Raw genomic sequence first — 23032 nt, forward strand, 5'->3', positions numbered from 1 at the left:
CCGGGCGCATGTCGAAGTCCATCCTGGTTTCCGCGGGCTGCGTCCTGTTTGCCGCGTGCGGCCCGGCCAAAGAGCCCAGCGTCGCGCCCATCGAGCCGGTGGTGGCGCCCACCGCTCAGAACGAGGAGCTCGCCGCCGACAAGCCGGCGCCCGAGCCGAGCGCCGAGGAAAAGAAGAAGGCGGAGGAGAAGCAGAAGCTCGAGGCCGACCGCGAGAAGATGCTGGCCGACCACAAGGCGGAGCTCGCGCGCTGGACCCCGGAGCTCACCGCCGAGGCCCGGGCGCTGGCCGAGAAGAGCTACCCGACCGGCAAGGCGGCGATCCTGGCGGCGCTCGCCGGCAAGCACCGTCGGCCCGAGAGCGCGGCGCGCGATCGCCACCGGCATCCGCTCGAGACGCTCGAATTCATGGGCTTCGCCCCCACGATGACGGTGCTCGAATACGGCCCGGGCGAGGGCTGGTACACGGAGCTCCTGGCGCCCGCGCTGGCCAAGCGGGGCAAGCTCGTCATCACCAACGGCGATCCGAAGGGGCCGCCGGACCTGCGCGCCACGTTTTATGCCGAGCGCGTGCAGCTGTTCCTCGACAAGTCGCCGGAGCTCTTCGGCAAGGTCGAGCGCGTGACGGTGGACGGGAAGAACCCGAAGCTCCCGCAAGAGGGCACGCTGGACCTGGCGCTGGTGATCCGCGGCATGCACGGCATGCAGAACAACGGCACGCTGGACGCTTGGCTCGCGGAGCTCCGCCGCGCGCTCAAGCCCAAGGGCGTGCTCGGGGTGGTGCAGCACCGCGCGGCCCCCGACGCCGATCCGGCGGTCAGCTCCAAGCAGGGCTACCTGCCGGAGAAGTGGCTGATCGAGCGCATCGAGGCCGCGGGCTTCAAGTTGCAGAAGAAGAGCGAGATCAACGCCAACCCCAAGGACACCCGAGACCACCCCGACGGGGTGTGGTCACTGCCGCCCACGCTGCGCGGCGGGGACAAGGACCGGGAGAAGTTCGTCGCGATCGGTGAGAGCGACCGCATGACGCTCAGGTTCGGCAAGAAGGAGTAGCTCGGTTGTGACCGCCCCAGGCGCGCACTAGCCTGCCAGGGGCGTGGGGCAGCTCGAGCCGAAGCGGACACTCCCGGGAGTGCTGTTCGCGTTGGCCGCGGCCGCCCTGCTGCTCTGGGCGCTGAAGAGCCCGGCACGCGTCTACGGCGACGGCGGCGAGTACTTTCTGATGCTCGAGTCGATCGTCGAGCACGGGACGCCCGAGTACCGAGTGGGGCAAGCGCGCTGGACGGCCGACGCGTTCGGCTGGGAACACCCGGTGTCCGGACAGGGCGTGCCCGCCGGTTACGTGCCCGGCAAGAGCCCCGGCGAGAGTCACAGCATTCACTTCTGGGCCTACTCGCTGGCGGCAGCGCCGGTCCGGCTCGTCCTGGGCCTGCTCGGCCAGCGACAGAGCGCCAGCTTCCAGGTGCTGAACGCGCTCTTGCTGCTGGGCGCCGTCTTCGTGGTGGCCTTCAAGATGCGCGCGCCGCCCCGCTCGCGCCTGCTGTTCGCCGCCCTCGCGACCGCCACGCCGGTCCTTTGGTACCTGCCCTGGCCGCACCCCGAGGTGTACTCGTGGGCGTTCACGCTGCTGGCCCTGGTCGCGTTGCACGGACGCCTCTACCCGGCCGCAGCGGCAGCCGCGGCCGTGGCGGCGCTTCAGAATCCCCCGCTCGCGTTCCTCGCGCTCTGGGCGTGCGGCCGCGCGCTGCGCGAACGGTCGCTCGAAGAGACAGCGAAGACGCTAGGCGCCGGGGCGCTGGCGCTCCTGCCCCCCGCCTACTACCTGTTCAGCACCGGTCACGCGAATCCCATCGTCGCGACGGGGACCGCCGGTCTGTCCCAGGTGTCGTTGGCGCGTCTCTGGAGCTTCGTCACCGACCTGAACCAGGGGCTCCTGCCGTACGTCCCGCTGCTCCTGCTCCCGGCGCTCGTGAGCGTCGCCCACGCGCTCCGGCGTCGGGACATCGAGGCGCTCGGCCTCGCCGCCACGCTGCTCGCCATGATGGCCGCCGCGACGGCGACGGCGAACTGGAACGCCGGCTGCGCGGGGCTGCTCCGCTACGCCGTGTGGACGCTGCCGCTCTGGGCGTACCTGGCCGTGTTCCACGCGCCGCCCGTGCGCCGGCTGGCGCAGCTGACCTGGGCCGGGGTCGCGCTGCACGCGGCCATCGTCGTGCTCGACTGGCGGCGCGTGGCCCGGCGAGAGTCCTGGGTCGAGCAAGCGCCGCTCGCCGCGTTCGTGCTCGCCCGTGCTCCCCGCCTGTACGACCCGGATCCCGAAATCTTCGCGGAGCGTCAGCTCGGCTTCGGCTGGGCCGGCCTGACGCTGGCCAACGACCCGCGCCCGTCGTGCCCGATCACCTTCGAGGATCGGGACGGCGTCGTCACCAAGCTGCTCACCGACGCCGCGAGCCTGCCGCGACTGGTGGATTGCCACGCGGTCCAGCCGGGCGTGCTCGCGGAGCTCGTCCGCGCGCACGCCGCCCGACGGGGTCTCTTCTACCTGGAGCCTGCGCGGGGCAGCGTCGTCGCGAGCACGTCCCTGCCCGCGGACGTGCTCGGGCTGTGTCGCGAGAAGATCGTCAGGAACCGCGCCGTGTTCGTCTCCAAGCGCGGTGGCCCGGACGATCGCGGCCCCGTCGTGGTGCGCCTGCGGAACACGGGCACCTCGACCTGGTCTCCCGGACGTTTTCGCCTCGCGCCCCGCGATGGCGCAGGACTGCCGTTCGCCGAGCTCTCCGCGGCCGTGCCTCCGGGCCAGACGCATGCCTTCGAGCTGTCGCTGTCGGCCCGGCAAGCGGCCAGCGCCCCGAGCTTCCAGATGCAGGAGGTGGGCAGGGAACGCTTCGACGAGGCGACGCCACCGCTCGAGCTGTCGCGCACCGGGGAGGGCGGCATCGACCTCTTCGCCGACGCCGAAGCGCTCGAAGGCTTCCACGGTCTCGAGCGCGACGCCGGCGGCTCGTGGCGCTGGACCAGCGGCGAGGGTCTCGTGCACTTCTCCTCGCCCTCCCGCGCCGTGTGCCGGTTGTCTGCCGACCTCGACGCACCCCTCGGGGTGGAGCTCCTCCTCGACCAGCGGCTGCTCGGCCGTGAGCCCACGAGCGACGTCTATCCGCTCGGAGACGGCCTGCTCCGAGCCGGACGCCACACGCTCACGCTGCGCTCGGCGACATTCGTGCCGGCGCTGTCGGGGCAGTCGGCGGACGGGCGCCGGCTCGGCGTCGCGGTGCGGCGGCTCGAGGTCAGTTGTGGAGCTTCACCATGAGCGCGAAGGCGAGCTATGCTCCGGCCCGATGGCGGGGGAGTCGTTGTCTGCCGGGCGCATCCTCGACGCGGTGGGGCACCCCATCTTCGTGAAGGATCGCAGCTTCCGCTTCGTGCTGCTCAACCAGGCGCTGTGCGACATGGTCGGCTTCCCGCGCGAACGGATGCTCGGCAAGACGGACTACGATTTCTTTCCGCGGGCCGAGGCGGACTTCTTTCGCCAAAAGGACGAGGAGCTCTTCTCCGCAGGAGTCCCGGTGTCGATCGAGGAGGAGCCGATCACCGACGCAGCGGGCAAGCGCCACATCCTGGCCACGACCAAGGTGCCGCTCTTCGACGAGACCCACACGGTGACGCACGTGGTGGGGATCATCCACGACATCACCTCCCTCAAGGAGGCCGAGGAGAAGCTCCGGCTCGCCAACGAGGACCTGGAGCGCCGCGTGGCGGAGCGCACGGCGGCGCTGCTCAGCGCGCAGCAACGCCTGATGCGCCAGGAGCGCCTGGCGGCGCTCGGGCAGCTCGCCGGCGGGCTGGCGCACCAGATCCGCAACCCGCTGGGCGCGATCAGCAACGCCGCGTTCGTGCTCCGGCGCCTGCTCAGGGACGCGCCCAACCCGGACGCGCAGCGCGCCATCGAGATCCTGCTCGAGGAGGCCACGCAGGCAAACCGCATCGTCACCGATCTGGTCGAGTTCGCGCGGGTGCGCCCGCCCACGCCCGAGCAAGTGTCGCTGTCGGCGCTGTTTCGGGACGTGCTCCGGCGTACGCCGGCGCCAGACGGGGTGCAGCTCGAGCTCTCGCTCGAGGCTTTGCCGCAGGTCTCGGTGGATCCGGGACAGGTCGCCGACGCCGTGTCCAACCTGCTCGGGAACGCTTTCGATGCCGCACCCAAGCCCGGCGGTCGCGTGCTCTGCCACGGAGCGGACGAGGGCGATGCCGTCGTCGTGTGCGTGGAGGACAGCGGCGCCGGCGTCCCCGAGCAGGCGTTGCCCGGCTTGTTCGAGCCGCTGGTCACGACCAAGCCGAACGGGCTCGGGCTGGGCTTGGCTACCGCCCGAAGCCTGGTCGAAAACCAGCAGGGCTCGCTCCACTACCGAAGGAGTCAGCTCGGCGGCGCCTGCTTCGAAATCCGCTTGCCGACGGCAAGGGATTGAGCAGGTGCTCGTGCCTCACCCAAGCGCACCGCGGAGCGCCGCCAAGAGCGGCTCGATCTCCCGGCGCCGGAGCTTGAACTGCGCGCGGTTCGCCACCACCACGCTGGACACCTCCGCCACCAGCTCGCGCTCTTCGAGCTCGTTCTCCGCGAGGGTGGTGCCGGTCTCGACCAGATCGACGATCAGGTGGGCCAGGCCCACCAGCGGCGCCAGCTCCACCGACCCCTGCACGTAGATGATCTCCGCCTGCACGCCCTTCCGGGCGAAGTGCTCGGCGGCGATGTGGGCGTATTTGGTGGCGACGCGCGGCAGCGCCGGCACGCTGGCGCCCTTCTTGGCGGCGACGACCATGCGGCAGCGCCCGATGCCGAGGTCCAGCGGCTGGTAGAGGTCGTAGCGACGCTCGGCGAGCACGTCGCGCCCGCTCACCCCCAGATCGGCCGCGCCGTACTCGACGTAGGTCGGCACGTCGTCGGGCTTGAGCAAGAGGAAGCGCAAGGAGCCGTCGGCGCTCTCCCGAACCAAGCGCCGGTCGTCGGCGAGCAGGCAGCTGGCATCGACGCCGGCGCGCTCGAACAGGCCCGCCAGCTGCTTCATGACCCGACCCTTGGGGATGGCCAGGGTGAGCGGGCTCACGGCGTGCCTTCGAGGAGCACGCGCTCGATGTTGGCGCCGGCTCCGGCCAGCTTCTTCTCGATGTGCTCGTAGCCGCGATCCAGGTGGTAGACGCGCCGCACGATGGTGTCGCCCTCGGCGACCAGCCCGGCGATGACCAGGGAGGCGCTGGCGCGCAGATCCGTGGCCATCACGCTGGCGCCGGACAGGCCTTTGACTCCGGTCACGAACGCGGTGTGCCCCCGGGTCTCGATGTCCGCGCCCATGCGACACAGCTCCGGCACGTGCATGAAGCGGTTCTCGAAGATCGTCTCCGTGAGCACGCTCTGCCCCTCGGCGACGCACATCATCGCCATGAACTGCGCCTGCATGTCGGTGGGGAAGCCGGGGTGCGGCGCGGTCGTGACGTCCACGGCGCGGAGCGGCCGCTGGCGCCGCACTCGCATGTGCTCTCCCTCGCGCTCGATCTCGAGCCCGGCCTGGCGCATCTTGACGATGACGGGCTCCAGCTGATCGATGGGGGCGTGCTCCAAGAGCACGTCGCCGCCGGCGGCACCCACCGCGGCCATGAAGGTGCCCGCCTCGATGCGGTCGCTGATGATGGCGTGGTCGAAGGGGTCGAGCGCGTCGGCGCCGTGGATGTGGATGATGTCGGTGCCGGCGCCCTCCACCCGCGCGCCCATCTTGTTCAGCACGCGCCCGAGCTCCTCGACCTCCGGCTCGCGCGCGCAGTTGACCAGGGTGGTCTGGCCCTTGGCGAGGGCCGCGGCCATCATCAGGTTCTCCGTCCCGGTCACCGTGGGCAGGTCGAAGACGATCTCGGCGCCGCGCAGCCGGGGCGCCTCCGCCACCACGTAGCCGTGCTCGGTGTGGATGGTCGCGCCCAGCGCTTCGAGCCCCTTCAGGTGCTGATCGATGGGGCGGGCGCCGATGGCGCAGCCGCCCGGCAGCGACACCTTGGCGCGGCCGTAGCGCGCCACGAGCGGCCCGAGCACCAGCACGCTGGCGCGCATCTGCCGCACGAGCTCGTAGGGCGCCTCCGGCCGCACCGATCCCGAGGCCGCCGCAACTCGCACCTCCGGCGTCGCCACGGTCACGTCCCGGCCCAGGAATCGGAGCAGCGCCGAAGTGGTCTCGATGTCGCGGAGCCCGGGTACGTTGCGCAAGAGCGACGGGCCGTCCGAGAGCAGCGTCGCGCACAGGATCGGCAGCGCGGCGTTCTTGGCGCCGCCCACGACGATGCGGCCGGAGAGCGGCCCGTTGCCTCGAACTCGAATCGCGTCCATCGAGCGGCTCGCCTACGCTCGGCCGCGCTACGGGGCAAGGAAGAAAATCCCGCGTCCGATCGACGGGTCAGCGGCCCCGATCCGCGCTACGCTCCGCTGCCTCTCGCCATGAGCCAAGACGAGCCGCGCGACCCCGATGCCACCGTCGGCATGACGCCCTGGTCGGCCGCGTCCGAGTCGGGCGAGCGCGTGGTGCTCGGTGGACGCTACGAGATCCTGGGGTTGCTCGGCGCGGGCGGGATGGGCAGCGTGTACCGCGCGTTCGACCGGGAGCTCGAGGAGACGGTGGCGCTGAAGACGCTGCGCTCGGACGTGGTCGCCTCGCCGCGCCTGCTCGAGCGCTTCCGTCGCGAGGTGAAGCTCGCTCGCCGGGTCACTCACCCCAACGTGGCGCGGACCTTCGACATCGGCGAGCACGGCAGCGAGAGGTTTCTGACCATGGAGTACGTCGAGGGCGAGTCCCTCTCGGCGTTGCTCGGTCGGGAGGGACGCCTGGCGCCGGCGCGGGTCACCAGCATCGCGCTCGAGGTGTGTGCCGGGCTCGCGGCGGCCCACGCCGTCGGGGTGGTGCACCGTGATCTCAAGCCGGAGAACGTGCTCCTCGACAAGAAGGGGCGGGTCGTGCTCACCGACTTCGGCATCGCGTGCGCCCGCGAGGACGAGACCGACACGCAGAAGACCTTGGGCGGCGTGGTCGGCACTCCCGCGTACATGGCCCCCGAACAGGTCGAAGCGCTGCCGGACGTGGACGCGCGGGCCGACATCTACGCCCTGGGCGTGCTCCTCTTCGAGATGCTGACGGGAGCGATGCCGTTCAGCGGCAACTCCGCCTACGCCGTGGCCTCCGCGCGGCTCACGAGCGACGGTCCCGATCCGCGGCGCGAGCGCGCCGATCTGCCCGAGGCCCTGTGCCGCGTCGTGCGGCGCTGCATGGCCCGGCAGCGGGACGACCGTTACGGGAACGTCGCTCAGCTGACGGCGGAGCTGAGCTCCGCCGCGCCCACGCAGATCGACGAGCTCAGCGTCTCGCGTTCCTCCGGCGCGTGGCAGCCACCGAACCCGAGCACGCAGACCAGGCCGGGGGAGAAGACCCTGGCGGTGCTGCCGTTCCGCAACGCGGGCCCGACGGAGGACGACTACCTGGCCGACGGCCTGACCGAGGATCTGATCGACACGCTGAGCATGACTCCCGGCCTCAAGGTTCGGCCCCGCGCCAGCGTGCTGCCCTACAGGAACGCCGAGACCGACCCGCGCGAGGTGGGCCAGCGCTTGGGCGTCCAGGTCGTGGTGGACGGGTCGGTGCGGCGCGCCGGCGCCGCGCTGCGCGTGAGCACGCGCCTGATCGGCGTCTCGGACGGCTTTCAGCTCTGGGCCAAGCGCTTCGATCGGCCGCAAGCGGACGCCCTGGTGGTGAGCGACGAAGCCGCCCACGCCATCGCCGAGGCGCTGAGCGTCGATCCCGCGGCTCCGCTCCGGGCCGCGCCCAGCGACCCGAGCGCCATCGACCTGTATCTGCGGGGCAAGGGCGAGCTGCGCAAGATCTGGCGCGAGCCGGTGCGGCGTGCGGTCGAGCTGTTCGCCGAGGCTCACCAGCGCGCGCCGGGAGACGCCACGCTGCTGGCCGCCTACGCGCGGGCCCGGGCCCGGCTCTGGTACTACGACGGCGGCGCCGCCGAGGCGCACGGCGCGCGGGAGCTGGCGGAGCGCGCGCTCGGTGTGGCTCCGGAGCGCGGCGAGAGCTGGCTCGCCCTGGCCTCGGTCCGGTTCGTGGAGCAGGACTTGGCGGCCGCCTCCCGCCTGCTCGCCCAAGCGCTCGCGCGTGCGCCCCAGCTCGCCGAGGCCCACGAGCTCGGCGCGGAGATCTCCCTCGAGGTGCACGATCTGGAGCTCGCGCTCGAGCGTTACCGCGCCGCGCTGGCCCTCGACCCGGAGCTCAGGTGCCGCTTCCACATGGCGCGCATCCACGCCTACGCGGGAAGCTGGGACGAGGTCGACGCCCTCGAGCGCGTACCGGCGGAGGACGAGCAGACGCACAGCTTGAAGGCGGCGTCGCGCGCGCGCCTCGCGCTCTGGAGCCCGGACGCCAAACAGCGCGTACGCGGGCTCGTGGCCCCCGAGTCCGCCGAGGACCTGCTGCCGGTGCTCTACACGCGCGCCTGCCTCTCGGTCATCGAGTCGGGCACGCTCTCCGAGCAGGTGCTCGAGTTCATGAGCTCGCAGTTCATGCAGCGCGATCAGGCGCCGCGCTTCGCCGCTTTCAAGCACATGCTGGCGACCGAGATCACCTGCTTCGCCGGCGACCTGCCCCACGCGGTCCGGCAGCTCGAGTCCGCGGTGGCCGCCGGCCTCTCTGACCAGAACTGGATCGAGCGCTGCCCGGTCCTCGGCCCGCTCAGGCAGCTTGGCGAATTCGAGCGGCTTTCGGCCGTGGTTCGCGAGCGCGCGGAACACGTCCGCAAGGCGTGATTTTTTCCTTCGGTCTTCGGCGAGTGCCGAGACTACTCTTGGCGGCCATGCGACCGAGCCAGAGGCTCGCCCTCTCCGCGGGCGTTCTCGTCCTCTCGAGTGTGGCGGCTGCCGATCCGCAGCCGTCCCTCGATCTGCGCAACTTCCACCCGCCCGCCGATCCGCAGGGCTCACTCTACCTGGAACCCTCGTCCACGCCGAGCGCGGGCGACTGGAACGTGGGCGCGTGGCTCTCCTACACGCATCGGCCCGTGACCTTGGAGGACTCCTCCGGCACGCGCGTCGCCATCCCGCTGAAGAACCAGCTCTCGCTCGACTACGTCGCGGCGCTCGGCATCCTCGACCGGCTGGCCGTCAGCCTGACCTTGCCGACGGTGCTCTACCAGAACGGGGACGATGTGAGCGCCGAGCTCGGCGATGGCCGCCTGCCGCAGACGGCGGTGGGCGACGCGGCCTTCGGGCTCAAGGCCACGCTCGTGCCCACCAGCAGCATGGGCGGCTTCGGGCTGGCGGCGCTCGCCCGCGTGACGGCGCCGACCGGCGACAGCCGCAGCTACGTGTCGGACGGCGAGGTGACCGGTGAGCTCCGCCTGCTCGGTGAGCTCCGGCTGATCGCGCTGACGGTGCAGGGCACCGCGGGCGCCAAGATCCGCGGCGAGCAGCGGACCTACGTCGGAGAAGACTTCGGACACGAGCTGCCGTGGGGCGTCGCCATCGGGCTGCGCCCGCAGGCGCTCGGCCTCGACAAGCACGGGCGCTGGACCTGGACGGCCGAGGCGCGCGGTCAGGTCGCGCTCTCGCCCAAATTCGGCAGCGGAGCCGGGTCCCCCGTCCTCGCGGGAGTCTCGGCTCGGTACGGCCTGGGTGACGTCTCGCTGATCGCTGGCGCGGAGCTGCCGCTCAACGGCGCGGTCGGCAGCCCCCAGGTCCGCGGCGTGCTCGGCATCTCCTGGGCACCGCGCTTCTACGACCAAGACGGCGACGGCATCGCGGACGACCTGGACGAGTGCCCGGAGCTGGCGGAAGACAAGGACGGCTTCGAGGACCGCGACGGCTGCCCCGACTTCGACAACGACGACGACGGCGTCCCGGACGAAGAGGACAAGTGTCCCCTCGAGAAGGAAGACGAGGACGAGTTCCAGGACGACGACGGCTGCCCCGATCCCGACAACGACGCCGACGGCACGCCGGACGCCCAGGACGCCTGCCCGAACGAAGCCGGCCCGCCCGAAGGTTCCAAGCGCGGTCCGGGCTGCCCCGCCAAGGACGCCGACGACGACGGCGTGGACGACGCCGCAGACAAGTGCCCCGATCAACCCGAAGACAAGGACGGCTTCCAGGACGACGACGGCTGCCCCGACCCCGACAACGACGGCGATGGGGTGCTCGACGAGGAGGACGCCTGCCCGCTGCTGAAGGGCGAGGCCCGCTCCGATCCCAAGCTGAACGGCTGCCCGAGCCCCGACCGCGACGGCGACACCTTCGACGACGCGTCGGACAAGTGCCCGGACGCCGCGGAGGACTTCGACGGCGTGGACGACGACGACGGCTGCCCCGACGACGACGCCGACAAGCCGGCGGCTCAGCGCGCCAAGCCCCTCCTGGTCGTCGAGGAGAAGGGCGACCAGCGCACGCTGCGCTGGCGCGTGGCGCCGAAGCTCACCGGAAAGGCGGACGCGGTTCAGATCGACCCGAAGACCTTGCCTAGCGTTCGAGCGCTGGCAACCGAGCTGAACAAGAACCGCGCGTGGGTCGCGCTGGTCGGCGTGAAGCCCGCCGGCGGCACTCAGGAGGCCGAGCAGGAGGCGCTGAACAAGTCCTTCGCCCTGGTCAACACGCTGCGCGCGCTGACTCACCGGGACGACGCCGCCGAGAGCATCGGCTGGAGCGCCGTGAAGGCTCAGCCGGGCGCAGCGGCGCAGGGCTACGGCATCTTGATCCTGGGCTCGGGCGCACCCGGCGCGGCCAAGCCCGCAACGGCCCCCGCGCCGAGGCTGGCCATCCCGGCGAAGGCCGTCGCGCCCGCGGCGAAGCCGACCGCGCCCAAACCCACCACGCCGGCGGCGCCGCCGAAGGCTCCGCCGCCACCTGCTCCCAAGAAAGCACCGTGACGATCCAGCGCCGCGGCGTTTGGCTCTTGCTGGCGCTCTGCCTGAGCGCACCGTCGGTCGCCGAGGCACAGATCAGCCCGCGCCGCCCGCCCCCTCCGCCCCGCGTCGTCCCGAAGAGATCGGTCAAGCCGGCGCGCCCCCCGGGCTCGCCGAACGTCGCGCCGAGCAGCCTCAAGGCGCGGCAGGGCTACACCACGGCGGCCCGACTGATTCGCTCGATCGCACCGGCGGAGCGCGTGCGTGGCTTCGAGCGCCTGGGCGACGTGGGGACGCCGGCGGCGATGGAGCTGCTCGGCAAGAGCCTCGAGCCGGGCGGCGCCGCGAAGCGCTTCGAGGAACGGCTGACGGTCGTGCGAGCCCTGGCGATGCGGGCCAGCCAGGACGGCCCGCGCCAGGCGCTCGCACGCGCGATGGCGAGCTCGAGCACCGGGCGAGCCGACGACCCCGGTGAGGTGCTGGTCCGCGACACGGCGGCGCTCGCGCTGGCGCGCACCGGGGACGAGCGAGCGCTGGAGATCCTTGGCAAGGCGCTGCGGCAGGAGGGTCCGATCGCCGCCGCCGCCGCGCGGGCGATCCTGGCTCACCCGCCGAAGAACCTGGGCCCGGTCCTGACGGCGCGCGGCGCTCCCACGAGAACGCTCGTGGAGGTGCTCGACGCCTTGGGCGATCAGCGCGCGTTCGCCACGCTCCGGAGCTGGGTCAAGCACGGCTCACCGGAGCTCAAGGGCCGGGCGGCGGTCGCGTTGACCCGCCTGGGCGACTACGAGACGGTGGAGCTCGCGCGGCTCTGGCTGGCGAAGCACGCGAAAGAGGCTCCGCTGGCGGTCGCCGCGACGAGCATCCTCCTGTCGGCGGGCACGTCGGATGCCGGTCGCGCCCTGAGCGCGCTCCTGAAGAACGAAGAGACGTCGGATGCGGGCCTCGAGCTGTCGCGACAGAGTCGCAACGCCGAGCTCCTGCCGCTGCTGACCGAACGCCTGGCGAAGGCGGACGACACCGGGGCGCCGCTGCTCCTCGGTGCGATCGGCCGCGTGGGCACCCCGCGGGCGGCGGAGCGCTTGTTCCAGGAGCTCGGGAGCCCTCGGCACGGCGCCGCAGCCGCCTATGCGCTCGCCACCTGCCCCGGCAGCGACGCGCGGGCTCTGTTGGCGCGCGCGCTCGGCAAGACCACGACGCGCCGCAACGCCGCGCGCGCCGCGGTCGTCCGCGAGGCCGTGCTCGGCGAGCGCGTGCCCGATCTCGACGCGGCGCTCAGGGCGCTGATCGTCGCGGGCGACGCCGCTGACCGTGCCGCCGGCGCCTGGGGCATCGCCACGCGCAACGCCGACGACGCCCGCGCGCTGCTCGGGCGTGCGGATCCAGTGGTGGTGCGGGCGGCGGCCCGCGCGGCGTTGGACGAGCGCTCGGCGAACGTGGCCGCCGAGCGGCTGGCGAACGAGACTGATCCGCTGGTCCGCGTGGCGCTGGCGATCAGCTTGGTCAGGGAGTCGAGCGCGCGCCGGGTTCCGACGAGCGTGGTGATCGAGCTCGTCGAAGGCGGTGGAGGCGCCGCGGCCATCGCGGCCAAGGCGCTGGCGACCCGCGATGGCGAGAGCGAGCGCCCCCAGATCGAGCGCCTGGCCCAGAGCGGCGATCCGCTGATCCGCGCGCACGTCGCCCTGGGCCTGGGTGAGAGCAAGGAACCCTCGGCGGTGGGCTTGCTCGGAGAGATGTACCGCTTCGAGCAAGACGCCGACGTTCGCCACGCGGTGGTCGTGGCGCTCAGTCGTCGTACGGATCGCACGCGCCAGGCCACGTTGCGACTCGCGGCCGAGCTCGACGGTGACGAGCGCGCACGAAGCGCAGCGCGCCTCGCCCTCCGGGGCACTCGCCTCTCGGCGCTTCCGCGCGGTCGCTCCACGCTGTGGCTGTCGCTGGTCGACGGCGGCGCCAAGAGCGGAGCCCCACCCGAGGCCCGAATCGGCACCTCCAGCGGCGCCTCGCTGCCCGTCGTCGCGGATCCGGACGGCGCGATCGTGATGACCGGGCTTCCGGAGGGACCCCTGACGCTGCGGCTCGCCGCCGACGCGGGTGGGGGCAAACCCTAGCGTCGCGAAGCGCGTTCGCTGGCAGTTTCCACGGGTTTTCGCCACGCCTGGTGATCGTGATCCGGTCGTGGCAAGACTGCCGAAGTCGAGCCTGGAGCTCGGCGACCTTCTGCCCCGGGATGGCCGCGTGGAACCGAAGAGCCCCGACAACAAGAAGCGGCCGCGTGCATCCGCCGAGATCGAGCCGAGCTTCGAGGTCTCCCTCGCGCGCCTGGGCGAGATCGTCGAGCAGCTGGAGTCCGGCGAGCTGCCGCTCGAGCGCTCCCTCGAGCTGTTCGAAGAAGGCGTGCGCTTGTCGCGCGCGTCCCAGGCCAAGCTCGACCAGGCCGAACGCCGCGTCGAGGAGCTCTTGTCCATCGACGAGGCCGGCAACCCGGTGGTGCGCGAGCTTCCGACGGAGTGAGGGGCCCCGTGAAGAGTCTGATCGCCGAGAGCGCCGCGGCCGTCCTGATCGGAAACGAGCTCCTGAGCGGCAAGGTCCACGAGGCGAACCTGGTCGAGCTGGCCCGGACCTTGCGCGCGCTGGGCATCGCGCTCCGCCGCGTGGTGATGATCCCCGACGAGATGGATCTGATCGCGAGCGAGGTCGCCGCTTACAGTCGCTCCCATGACGTGGTGTTCACGAGCGGGGGCGTGGGACCGACCCACGACGACCTGACCCTCGACGCCGTCGCGAGGGCCTTCGGGGTCGAGGCTCGCGTCGACGAGTCCATGGCAGAGATGCTCCGCGCGGCGTATGGCGAACGCTGCACGGAACATCACCTGCGCATGGCCCGGGTGCCGGAGGGGGCGTTCCTCGCCACCACCAGCGCCGAACGCTGGCCGACCGTGGTCATGGGCAACGTCTGGGTCTTGCCCGGGGTGCCGCAGATCTTCCGCAGCAAGCTCTCCGTCGTGCGCGAGTGGGTGCGCGGACCGGTGCCGTTCCATTCCAAGGCGGTCCTCACGCGCCTCGACGAGGGCAGCCTGAAGCCGCTCTTGGACCGAGTCGTCGAGGCCCACCCCGGCGTGGACGTCGGCTCGTACCCCAAGTGGTTCGACGCGAGCTACAAGACCAAGATCACCTTCGACTCGCGGGACGCGGCGGCTGTGGAGGCGGCGCTCGCGGCGTTCGTGGCCGAGCTCGCCGAGGCCGACGTCTTCGCCGTCGAGTGACGGAGCGGCCAAGGGTGGCGAAGCCTCGCCACCCGAGAAGGCGCCCGAATGACGCCGAGTCATGGGCAGGCCGGTGGCGAAGCGCCGCCGGCCTCGCGCTCGACGCGGGGAATTCTTCTGGCTTCCGCCGCTGGCACGCGGCGTGCTGTCGGGACCGTCCATGCAACACCCCGCTTCGACGTCCGCCGACCCGTCCTCCGAGCACGCCGCAGCCGGCCCGAACGAGCTCGGCGACGTGGAGCTCTTGTCGCTGCTGGTCGGACCCGCCAGGCGCCGAGGCGCCCGCACCCCCGCAGCCCGCCTGCTCGACCACGCCGGCGGCCTCGCCGGCATCGCGCGCATGGGCGCGCGGGACATCGCCGTCTCGGCGCGAGTCCGCACCGACCGGGCGTTGCGGGTCAGCGCCGCCATCGAGCTCGGCCGGCGCGTCCACGCCGCCCTCGTCGAGCCGCGAGGAGAGACCATCGGATCCTTCCGCGAGGTCGAGCGTTGGGCGGCTCCGCGACTCGTCCACCTCGAGCACGAGGAGGTCTGGCTCTTGTGCCTGGACGGTCGCAACACGCTCAAATCGGCGCGTCGCGTGGCGCAGGGCGGCGCACACGGCTGTGCGCTGACGCCGCGTGACGTCTTGACTCCGGCGCTGCGCGAGGCCGCGAGCGCCATCGTGCTCGTCCACAACCACCCGAGCGGCGACCCGACGCCCAGCCCCGAGGACGTACACATGACCCGTGCCGTGGCCGGCGCTTGCGAGGTCGTCGGGGTGCCACTGCTGGACCACGTCGTGGTGGCCAAGGGCGGCGCATCCAGCGTTTTCGAAGCCCTGGAGCCGTGACCCGCTATGCCGCTGACGAATCGTTCGCTTTGATTTAGAGTCGCCGCCGTGACCGAGAGCGGCGTTGCCCAATTCGCCGCGTTGACCGACGTCGGACGTCAGCGCGACCACAACGAGGACAACTTCCTCGTCGACAAGAAGCTCGCGCTGTACGTGGTCTGCGACGGTATGGGCGGCCACGCCGCGGGCGAGGTGGCCAGCGCGGTGGCGGTCCGCACCGTGCACGAAGAGGTGAAGCGCGAGCTGGAACTGGTCACCGACTACATCGCCGGCAAGACGGGCGCCGACCGCGTCAGCAAGCGCGACGTGATCAACATGCTCGAGTTCGCCGTCAACCGCGCCTCGGGCCGGGTCCACGCCGAAGCGGTGAAGGACCCCAGCAAGCGCGGCATGGGGACCACGCTGGTCTCCATCTTGATGGCGGGCAACCAAGCCTTCGTCACCTACGTCGGCGACAGCCGCTGCTACCTGTTGCGCAACGGCTCCATCCAGCAGATCACCGAAGACCACAACGTCTACAACGAGCTGATCAAGAAGAAGAAGCTGCCGAAGGAGAAGGCGGACAAGCTCCTGTCGCAGAAGAACGCCGTGACGCGCGCGGTGGGCGTCTACGAGCACTGCGAGCCCGACACCATCGTGATCGACGTGGTCGCCGGCGATCGCTTCCTCTTGTGCAGCGACGGCCTCAGCATGTATTTCGAGGGCGACGAGGTCGCCGAGCTGGGCAAGCTGCTCAGCAACCGCGACGCCGAGGCCGCGGTCAAGTCGCTGATCGACGCGGCCAACACCCGAGGCGGCGGCGACAACATCACCGCCATCATCGTCACGGTGGGCGACGTCGAGGCGCGCGACGACGCGCGCGCCCAGAAGCTGCAGCTCAAGCGCGACATTTTGGCGCGCATGCCGCTGTTCCGCATGCTCGGTGAACGCGAGCTCCTGCGCGTGCAGGAGGTGACCGACGTGGTCGCCTACAAGAACGGCGACCGCGTGATCAAGGAGGGCGATCGCGGCGAGGAGCTGTTCATCGTACTGAACGGCCAGGTCAAGGTCTTGCGCGGCGGGACCCAGCTCGCGACGCTCAAGCAGGGCGAGCACTTCGGCGAGATGGCGCTGATCCGCGCCCAGCCGCGCTCGGCAACCGTGGTGAGCGAGGGCGACAGCGAGCTGATGATGATCCGGCGCGTGGACTTCTTCGACATCCTGCGCAAGGAGCACCAGCTCGCGGTCAAGCTGCTCTGGCAGTTCCTGGGCGTGCTCGCCGATCGCCTCGCCGACACGAGCCGGGAGCTCGATCAAGCGCGCGAAGAGATGGCCGAGGACATCACCTCCGAGATCTTCGACGACGACGAAGACGACAACCGGAAGACGCTGGTCATCCCGCCGCCCCCGCGCTCGCTCAGAAACCCGGGCGGCGCTTCGTGAGAGCCGGCGGCGGAGGCTGCCACTGGCTGGGCCTGGCCCTGGCCGTCGCCGCCTGCGACCCACCGCCCACGCCCGGGCCCCAGCTCGGCTCGAGCACCGCGAGCAGCACCGCGAGCAGCACCGCGAGCGTTCTGCCCTCGGCGAGCGCTCCACCGGTCCGCCCGCGCGTGCCGGCAGCGACGAGCTCGGGCTGCCGCATCCTGGGGCTCAGCGGCGAGGTGAAGCAGGGCGGCGAGCCGCTGGCGAACGGCGCGGTGGTCTACGGGACGGCCTGGCTCGAGCTGGGCAAGGACGCCTCGCTCACGCTGCGTCACACGGTCAGCACCCGCGAGGTGACGTTGAAGGGGCCCGGAGCGGCGCTGCCCTGCCTGGACGGTGAAGAGGACGTGCTGCTGGCGGCGGGCACTTTCGTGAGCACCGCCGGCCCGGGAGCGAGACCCGGCGCCGAGGTCGTCGTGTTCACACCGCTCGGGACGGTCAGCTACGGAGACGCCCAAATCACCGTTCGGGCGTCCAAGACCAAGGTGGACGTCAGTTCGACGAAGGGCGAGGCGTGGGTGTTGCCCGCCCAAGGCGCGACCCGGAAGGGGCCGGAGAAGGCTGGTGGGCCGAACGACAAGCCCGTCCTGACCGGTCCGGGCACGATCGAGCCCCTGGTCAAGGAGTGCGAGCGGGCCGCCGAGCAAGCCGAAGGCCTCGCTCGCGCCGTGCTCGGCCCCGCCACCGGCGACGGGGGTACGCTGGGGGAGCGCGCGGCGGCGCACCTCGGGGCCCGGAAGGCGGCGCGACGGGCCTGCGGCGCGGCGCGCGCCGGAGCGCGAACCGAGCCGGACACCGACAAACGGAGCGGATTCGAGCGGAGGGTGCAGGAGGCCAGCCGCCGCTGGCGGTCGCTCGGGGTCCCGGGCGAGCCGGCAGCAAAAAGCTCCGCAGAATGATGCGTCGTTGACAGTTTCGGCCCCACACCGCTAGCGTCCGCTACGGGCGACGTCGATGAGTCTTCGTAGGGATAGTCTCGACGCGATGCGGCTGGGAACGGGGCTCGCCATCGCGGTCTACCTGGTGGGTGCAGCCGATCCGGCCCGGGCGGACGAGCCGCGCAAGGTCACGGAACCCTCGGTCCTGCGCGAGCCGGCCGAGGTCACGCAGGTGGTCGACGCCTTCGACGACGACGACCCGTTCGACCTGCACCTGTCTCTCGGCTACCAGCACACCTGGAAGAGCGCGAAGATTCGCCGCGAGAGCTCGGTCATCCAGGCCGGGCTGACCACGGGCGGGTACGCCTCCGACGACATGAACGTCGCGGAGTACTCCGAGACGACCAGCCGCCTGAACACGCGCGCCGCCATCGGGGTCTACAAGGACATCCAGCTCGTCTTCCGTCTGCCCATCATCCTGAGCAACAAGCGCAAGCTCGAGGGGCTCGAAGGCAGCGAGGCCCAGCAGCGTGTGGTGCTCGCCGGTGCGCCGGGCGAGCAGCTCTTCTCCCTGCCCTTCGAGTCACCGACCCGCAGCGGCATCGAGTACCTGGCGGTCGGGCTCGACTTCGCGCTGATGAACCAGTTCCGCGACCTCACCAAGCCCACCTGGGTCATCGGCTTCGAGGGTCGCTTCAGCGTGTCGGAGCCGATGCACGCGTGCAGCAGCTCCACCGCCGGACTGAACCAGCCCGGGCCGCAGAAGAAGTGCGCGGCGCCGTCGGACATCAACCGCAACGGTATCCGCGACAACGCGGATCCGGTGACGGGAGACCAGCTCGAGGGCGAGGACCTGTCGGAGCGCAAACCCGGCGTCAGCCGCGGGACCACTGGGCTCGAGCTCCACACCTACCTGTCGAAGCGCATCAAGTACATCGAGCCCTACGGCGGCTTCAAAGCGCTGTTCGAGTTCCAGAACGAGGACAGCGACTACGGCTCCACGGACCTCAAGGGCTCGCTGGTCAACCACCCGCCGCTGGCAGGCTCGATCATCATGGGCCTGAACGTGATCCCTTGGGAGATCCGCGATCAGTACCAGCGGGTCACCATCGACTTCCGCTTCACCGGCACCTACAAGTCGGAGGGGCGCGACTACTCGGAGCTCTACGACGCCCTCGGCTCGAGCGACGCCCCCAGCCTGCGCAGGCCCACCTACGCTTCGTACCGCGAGAACCCGGCCTTCGATCCCACCGCCCCCGACGGCCCGGGTAACCCGCGCTCCGTCGTCGATCCGAACTCCCAGAAGGTCTACACCACCGGCCTGACCGACGTGCAGCAGCACGGCATCTACACCTTCAGCACCGAGCTGACGTGGCAGGCCGGGGAGTACGTGAAGTTCAGCCTCGGCGGCGGCTACACCTTGGTGCAGAGCCACCTCTTGACCTTCGACCAAGCCTGCAACCCCGACTTCTCGGACGACATCCGCAAGTCCGGGCCCTGCAAGAGCACGACCGCGACCGGTTACTCCGCCACCGGCATCCCGAACCCGAACTACCGGCCCGTCATCAACACGCCCGGGCGCCGCTTCAAGGTCGACGACTCCCACGCCTTCGACGCCTGGCTCAACGCGACCGTCATGTTCTGAGGGCCGCCATGGCCCGCGCGCGACCGGCCCTTCGGACCCTGGCCCTCTGCCTCTCGCTGGCGAGCTGGGTGGGGACGGCCCGCGCGGAGAACGACGACGTCGTCCTCTTGCCCACGGTCATCCCGGTGGCGTCGTCGCCGACGGAGCTGCCCGAGCTGCGCCGGCCGGACGCCGAGGACGCCTCCGCGCTGGCGCGTTGGGCCAGGCAGCTCGACGCCATCGTGACCGAGGCCATCCAGGATCTCGGCCTCCGGCTCGACGTGTCCGACCGCAGCACACCCACACCCCGAACGCTGACGGAAGACGCCTTGGTGGCGCGAGCCGAGTCGAGCTGGGTCATCTCCCCGCGCCTGGCGCTGGACGGCGACAAGCTGCGGCTGCACATCGTCGCGGTCGCGCCCGGCTCGAAGGTGCTGCTGGTCAGGACCCAGGAGGTCGCTCCCCGGGAGGTCGCGGTGCGCGCGCTGGTGATGACCCGGGACGTCGTCCAGGCGGGACGGGGCGTCGCGGACGACTCCCCGAAGGAGCAAGATCCGGACGCGGGACGGCCCGGCAAGCTGATCATGCCGGCGCGCTCGGCCGGGCGCGCGGTGCTGGCGCTGAACTCCGCCGCCTTCGGCGGTTACGTGGGCCTGTCTCTGCAGCGCGCGAGCGGCTCCGACGACGAGCGCCTCACCTATCCGCTCATCGCCCTGGGCACGGGCATCGGCCTCGGTGCCTCCATGATCGTCGCGGACGAGTGGGACGTGGGGCTCGGCGACGCTTGGTTCCTCTCTGCGGGGGCGTGGTGGCCGCTCGCCTCCGGCTTCTTGATCGCAGACGGCTACGACGTTTCGCCCGAAGACGACCGCTTCGTGTACGGGCTGGTGGGTGCCGCCGCCGGCATGACCCTGGCGACCACGGCGCTCACCTTCCGGGGCATGAGCGAAGGGGGCGCGACGCTGGCGCACTCCGGCGGCGCGTTCGGGATGACCTTGGGCGGGATGGCCCAGCTGGCCTTCGAAGGTCGCACCGACAAGACCCCCACCCGCGGCATGGGTTACGGCGCGGGCGCAGGCGTCTTGGTCGCCGGCGCGCTCGCGACGCAAGTCTCCGTTTCCTCGAACCGCGTGCTGCTCATCGACCTCGGAGTCGTGCTCGGCGGGCTGACTGGCGCCGCCGCTGCGAGCCCGCTGGTCTTCGGCGAAGAGCAGACGGAAGGCAAAGACCGCGCGTGGCTGAGCAGCGTCACCGCGGGGTTCGTCGCCGGCGGCCTCGTCGCCTATTTCATGACTGAACCGTCCGAACGCGAGCCCACTCGGAGCCACGGACCGCGGGTCGCACCGTACCTCGGCGTGGTCGCCGAGAGCCTCGGCCGTGACGGCCGCCGCGAACCGGTCTACGGTGGCGGCGTTCAGGGCATCTGGTGAGAACCCTCACGTTCACTGTGTCCCCGAGCGAGGCGGGGCAACGACTCGACAAGCTCGTCGTGGCGCGTTCGGAGCTCGGCCGCCGCCGGGTGGCGGAGCTCTTTCAGCAGGGTCAGGTGGTGGTGGGGGGCCGGCGCGTGCCGAAGGGCGAGCCGGCGCGGGAAGGAGACGAGGTCGTGGTGAGCCTGGACTTCGACGACCGTCCGTCGCCGGAGCCGGAAGCGCGACTCAGCGTGCGCCTCGAGACTCCCCACTTGGTCGTCGTCGCCAAGCCCGCCGGGCAGCCCAGCGCGCCGCTCCGAGGCGAGAGCGGGACGCTCGCCGGGGCGCTGCTCGGCCGCTATCCGGAGATGGCCAGCGTGGGTCACTCGCCGCGAGAGCCTGGCCTCTTGCACCGCCTGGATACGCAGACGTCCGGCCTGCTCGTCGCCGCGCGGAGCGCGGACGCCTTCAATCGCTTGCACGCGGCGCTTCGCGACGGCGCGATGACCAAGCGCTACCTGGCCGTCGTCGGGGCGGAGGGTCTGGATGATTCCGGCACCATCGACGCTCCCATCGCGCCGGACCGCAAGAACCCCAAACGCGTCTTGGTCGCGGACACCACCGCGCAGCGCACCGGCAAGAACCGCGCGCGTCCGGCGGTCACGCGCTGGAAGCTGCTCCGTCGCGCCGGCCCCTTCGCGCTGGTCGAGGTGACCGTCTCCCGGGCGCTGCGCCACCAGATCCGCGCGCACCTGGCGTCGATCGGACACCCCATCGCCGGCGACGCGGTGTACGGCGGTCCAGTCGCCCCGGCGCTCGGCGAGCGGCACGCGCTGCACGCGAGCTACATCGCCTGGGCGGGCGACGACACCATCGAGGGTTTTGCCCTCGAAGAGCCCCTGCCCGGGGACATGGCCAGCTTGATGGCCGACTGACCCGGCTTCTGCGCCGTGCCCCCGCGATCGCTCAGCGCGTGTGCGACCGAGCGCACCAGCGACAGGCACATCGCGCGGGTCGGCAGCTTCGGCCGCAGGACCGCGCTGCGCTCCTCCGCCTTGCGACCGCGGGACCAAGTGACGCTGCGGGGCAGCGCGCGGTGCGCCGGCGAGCCTTCGCTGGCCCGCACCATCACCCAGGGCAGCGCTACGCTGCCCCCGAGCGCGGTCTGGTATTCGATGCCGAGCTCGATGGCCCCGAGCCCAGCCTGCGCGCGCCGCGGCATCACCAGCAAGCGAAGCTCGTCGGGGTCGCTCTCTCCCTCGGGAATGCGCGCCCAGGCCACGACCTTCAGCTGGGCGTCCTGACGCAGGCGCTCGGCCAGCCAAGCGAACAGCGGCGCCGGCCGCCGGGCAGGGTGCGGCGGGAGCTCACCCGCCCGCCCCGTGCAGAAGATCGGGAGCAGGACCGCCGAGGCGAGCGCGAGCGAAATCCCCTGGTAAGGCGAGCGCAGGAACAAGAACACGCTGCCGGCGCCGAACGCCAAGAGCGCCGCCGAGAAGGTGGCGAAACCCGGCAGGGTCCCCGCGTCCAACCAGCGCCCGGGGAGCACCTCTTCGCTCGCTTGGAACGCGTCTTCGTCGCTCAGCGGAAGCCAGCGACCCGGGCGGCGCGGCACGGGCAGCGAGCGCGGGCTCACGTGCGCGGAGAGCAAGATCGCGCCGAGCAGCAGCACCCCCGCCAGCGTCGCCAGATCGGTCCGGACCACGAGCGCCGTGGCGCCCGCCAAGCAAGCGCCCGCGGCCACGGCGCGCGGCGCCGCCGGCAGCGGCACGAGCGCCTGCGGCTCGGCGTTCTTGGCCCGGCAGGCGCGACTGACCAGCCGCCACTTGGCGAACACGACCAGCGCGTGGACGAGGGCGATCCCGCACAGCGCGAGCAATCCGAACAAGCGTTGCTCGGGAAGCTCGGGCAGCTCGGAGCGGAGCGCGACGGGCGTCGCAGTCGCGGGCTCGTCGTGGCCGAAGGCGTCGAAGGCCTTCGGGCTCGCGAGCACGCGCCACACCACCGGCTCGCCTTTCGCGACGTGTGGCCGCACCAGCTCGAGCTCGTCCTTGTCCTCCGTGCGGCGTAGGTTCGACAGGAAAGTCCCACCCGACTCGTCGTCGCTCTCGGGCAGGCGCGGCGGAGCTGCGCCCGGTGGCAAGCGGAAGGTCACCCGCGCGGAGTCCACTCCGTCCGAGGCGCGCGGCGCGACCCAGCGCACCAGCACCATCGAGCCCTGCTGGCGGATCAGTCCGCGCTCCGTGAGTCGCGTGCGATAGCCGAGCTTGAAGACGAACTTCCCGCGGCTCACCCCCTTCGGGTGGTCCACCTCCGCGCGCAGCGTCCCGTCGTCGCGCTTCTCGAGCAACAGCGGCAGCGGCGCCGCCCCCGACGGGCCACCCTCCGCCACGGTCACCGTCGCGTCGGAGAGCGGCGTGGCGTCGGCGTCGATGCCATCGAGCTCGATGGCCAAAAGCGGACCTCCTTTCACCCGGATCACGATCTCGTGGGAGACGGTCGCGCTGCCGTCGCGCGCCACATCCAGGGTCACCGCGTGGGACTGGGTCGCGGTCTCGACCCAAGCCGCCGCCCAGGCGGGGAGGAGCGTCGCTGCCAGAAAGCAAACAGCGGCACTTACATGTCGGCGAAAGGCGTACATGG

At 71.5% G+C, this 23032-nt stretch carries 17 protein-coding genes; 14 read left to right on the forward strand and 3 right to left on the reverse strand.

Features of this window, described 5'->3' with window-relative positions; translation table 11 throughout:
* The first annotated feature begins 8 nt into the window (after positions 1-8).
* The 3 genes from HS104_27880 to HS104_27890 are packed head-to-tail and all read left to right on the forward strand — an operon-like array spanning position 9 to position 4462.
* A complete protein-coding gene (locus HS104_27880; GenBank protein ID MBE7483771.1) occupies positions 9-1052 on the forward strand; it encodes a class I SAM-dependent methyltransferase in 1044 nt (347 codons plus the stop codon).
* A 43-nt stretch (positions 1053-1095) separates the two neighbouring features.
* Positions 1096-3306 carry a hypothetical protein gene (locus tag HS104_27885; GenBank protein ID MBE7483772.1) on the forward strand — a complete coding sequence of 737 codons (2211 nt, stop codon included), beginning with the start codon at positions 1096-1098 and terminating at the stop codon, positions 3304-3306.
* 28 nt (positions 3307-3334) lie between these two features.
* Positions 3335-4462 carry a PAS domain-containing protein gene (locus HS104_27890; protein MBE7483773.1) on the forward strand — a complete coding sequence of 376 codons (1128 nt, stop codon included), beginning with the start codon at positions 3335-3337 and terminating at the stop codon, positions 4460-4462.
* Positions 4463-4477: 15 nt separating this feature from the next.
* On the opposite strand, the gene HS104_27895 is transcribed toward HS104_27890, so the two are convergent.
* Together HS104_27895 and murA are read right to left on the reverse strand one after the other, a co-directional pair.
* Positions 4478-5059, reverse strand: coding sequence for an ATP phosphoribosyltransferase (locus tag HS104_27895; protein MBE7483774.1), 582 nt, complete (start codon positions 5057-5059; stop codon positions 4478-4480).
* 35 nt (positions 5060-5094) lie between these two features.
* Complete coding sequence (murA, locus tag HS104_27900; protein ID MBE7483775.1) at positions 5095-6363, reverse strand: UDP-N-acetylglucosamine 1-carboxyvinyltransferase; 1269 nt, start codon at positions 6361-6363, stop codon at positions 5095-5097.
* Between the two features lie 108 nt (positions 6364-6471).
* Here murA and HS104_27905 point away from each other — a divergent pair, with 108 nt between their 5' ends.
* The 11 genes from HS104_27905 to HS104_27955 all read left to right on the forward strand — a co-directional run bounded on the left by HS104_27905 (position 6472) and on the right by HS104_27955 (position 21324).
* Positions 6472-8829 (forward strand): protein kinase, encoded by a 2358-nt coding sequence (locus tag HS104_27905; GenBank protein ID MBE7483776.1) that lies wholly within the window; start codon positions 6472-6474, stop codon positions 8827-8829.
* Between the two features lie 47 nt (positions 8830-8876).
* Positions 8877-10940, forward strand: a complete 2064-nt coding sequence (locus HS104_27910; GenBank protein ID MBE7483777.1) for a hypothetical protein — start codon at positions 8877-8879, stop codon at positions 10938-10940.
* The gene (locus tag HS104_27915) at positions 10937-13027 is read left to right on the forward strand and encodes a HEAT repeat domain-containing protein (protein ID MBE7483778.1); all 2091 of its coding nucleotides are present in this window, start codon (positions 10937-10939) and stop codon (positions 13025-13027) included. The genes HS104_27910 and HS104_27915 overlap by 4 nt, the downstream gene beginning before the upstream one ends.
* Positions 13028-13205: 178 nt before the next feature.
* Positions 13206-13430, forward strand: coding sequence for an exodeoxyribonuclease VII small subunit (gene xseB, locus HS104_27920; GenBank protein ID MBE7483779.1), 225 nt, complete (start codon positions 13206-13208; stop codon positions 13428-13430).
* A gap of 20 nt (positions 13431-13450) precedes the next feature.
* Positions 13451-14182 (forward strand): competence/damage-inducible protein A, encoded by a 732-nt coding sequence (locus HS104_27925; GenBank protein MBE7483780.1) that lies wholly within the window; start codon positions 13451-13453, stop codon positions 14180-14182.
* A gap of 160 nt (positions 14183-14342) precedes the next feature.
* Positions 14343-15014, forward strand: coding sequence for a DNA repair protein (locus HS104_27930; GenBank protein ID MBE7483781.1), 672 nt, complete (start codon positions 14343-14345; stop codon positions 15012-15014).
* Between the two features lie 48 nt (positions 15015-15062).
* Positions 15063-16436 (forward strand): cyclic nucleotide-binding domain-containing protein, encoded by a 1374-nt coding sequence (locus HS104_27935; GenBank protein MBE7483782.1) that lies wholly within the window; start codon positions 15063-15065, stop codon positions 16434-16436.
* On the forward strand, positions 16433-17374 hold the full coding sequence (locus HS104_27940) for a hypothetical protein (GenBank protein ID MBE7483783.1): 942 nt from the start codon (positions 16433-16435) through the stop codon (positions 17372-17374). Before HS104_27935 ends, HS104_27940 begins: the two co-directional genes overlap by 4 nt.
* A gap of 85 nt (positions 17375-17459) precedes the next feature.
* On the forward strand, positions 17460-18998 hold the full coding sequence (locus HS104_27945; protein ID MBE7483784.1) for a hypothetical protein: 1539 nt from the start codon (positions 17460-17462) through the stop codon (positions 18996-18998).
* Between the two features lie 8 nt (positions 18999-19006).
* Positions 19007-20407, forward strand: a complete 1401-nt coding sequence (locus HS104_27950; protein ID MBE7483785.1) for a hypothetical protein — start codon at positions 19007-19009, stop codon at positions 20405-20407.
* A complete protein-coding gene (locus tag HS104_27955; GenBank protein MBE7483786.1) occupies positions 20404-21324 on the forward strand; it encodes an RluA family pseudouridine synthase in 921 nt (306 codons plus the stop codon). The genes HS104_27950 and HS104_27955 overlap by 4 nt, the downstream gene beginning before the upstream one ends.
* Here HS104_27955 and HS104_27960 read toward each other — a convergent pair.
* Positions 21234-23030: a hypothetical protein gene (locus HS104_27960; protein MBE7483787.1), complete on the reverse strand. Its 1797-nt coding sequence runs from the start codon at positions 23028-23030 to the stop codon at positions 21234-21236. The two genes, HS104_27955 and HS104_27960, sit on opposite strands and share 91 nt — an antisense overlap.
* Positions 23031-23032 lie beyond the last annotated feature (2 nt).

This window comes from Polyangiaceae bacterium (genome assembly GCA_015075635.1).
Classification (GTDB): Bacteria; Myxococcota_A; Polyangia; order Polyangiales; family Polyangiaceae; genus JADJKB01.

Excerpts from the sequence above, each read along its gene's own strand:
- HS104_27890 (MBE7483773.1), top strand. The coding sequence starts at position 3,335 with ATGGCGGGGGAGTCGTTGTCTGCCGGGCGCATCCTCGACGCGGTGGGG.
- HS104_27880 (MBE7483771.1), top strand. The coding sequence starts at position 9 with ATGTCGAAGTCCATCCTGGTTTCCGCGGGCTGCGTCCTGTTTGCCGCG.
- HS104_27945 (MBE7483784.1), top strand. The coding sequence starts at position 17,460 with ATGCGGCTGGGAACGGGGCTCGCCATCGCGGTCTACCTGGTGGGTGCA.
- HS104_27930 (MBE7483781.1), top strand. The coding sequence starts at position 14,343 with ATGCAACACCCCGCTTCGACGTCCGCCGACCCGTCCTCCGAGCACGCC.
- HS104_27910 (MBE7483777.1), top strand. The coding sequence starts at position 8,877 with ATGCGACCGAGCCAGAGGCTCGCCCTCTCCGCGGGCGTTCTCGTCCTC.
- HS104_27895 (MBE7483774.1), bottom strand. The coding sequence starts at position 5,059 with ATGAAGCAGCTGGCGGGCCTGTTCGAGCGCGCCGGCGTCGATGCCAGC.
- HS104_27950 (MBE7483785.1), top strand. The coding sequence starts at position 19,007 with ATGGCCCGCGCGCGACCGGCCCTTCGGACCCTGGCCCTCTGCCTCTCG.
- HS104_27905 (MBE7483776.1), top strand. The coding sequence starts at position 6,472 with ATGAGCCAAGACGAGCCGCGCGACCCCGATGCCACCGTCGGCATGACG.
- HS104_27960 (MBE7483787.1), bottom strand. The coding sequence starts at position 23,030 with ATGTACGCCTTTCGCCGACATGTAAGTGCCGCTGTTTGCTTTCTGGCA.
- murA (MBE7483775.1), bottom strand. The coding sequence starts at position 6,363 with ATGGACGCGATTCGAGTTCGAGGCAACGGGCCGCTCTCCGGCCGCATC.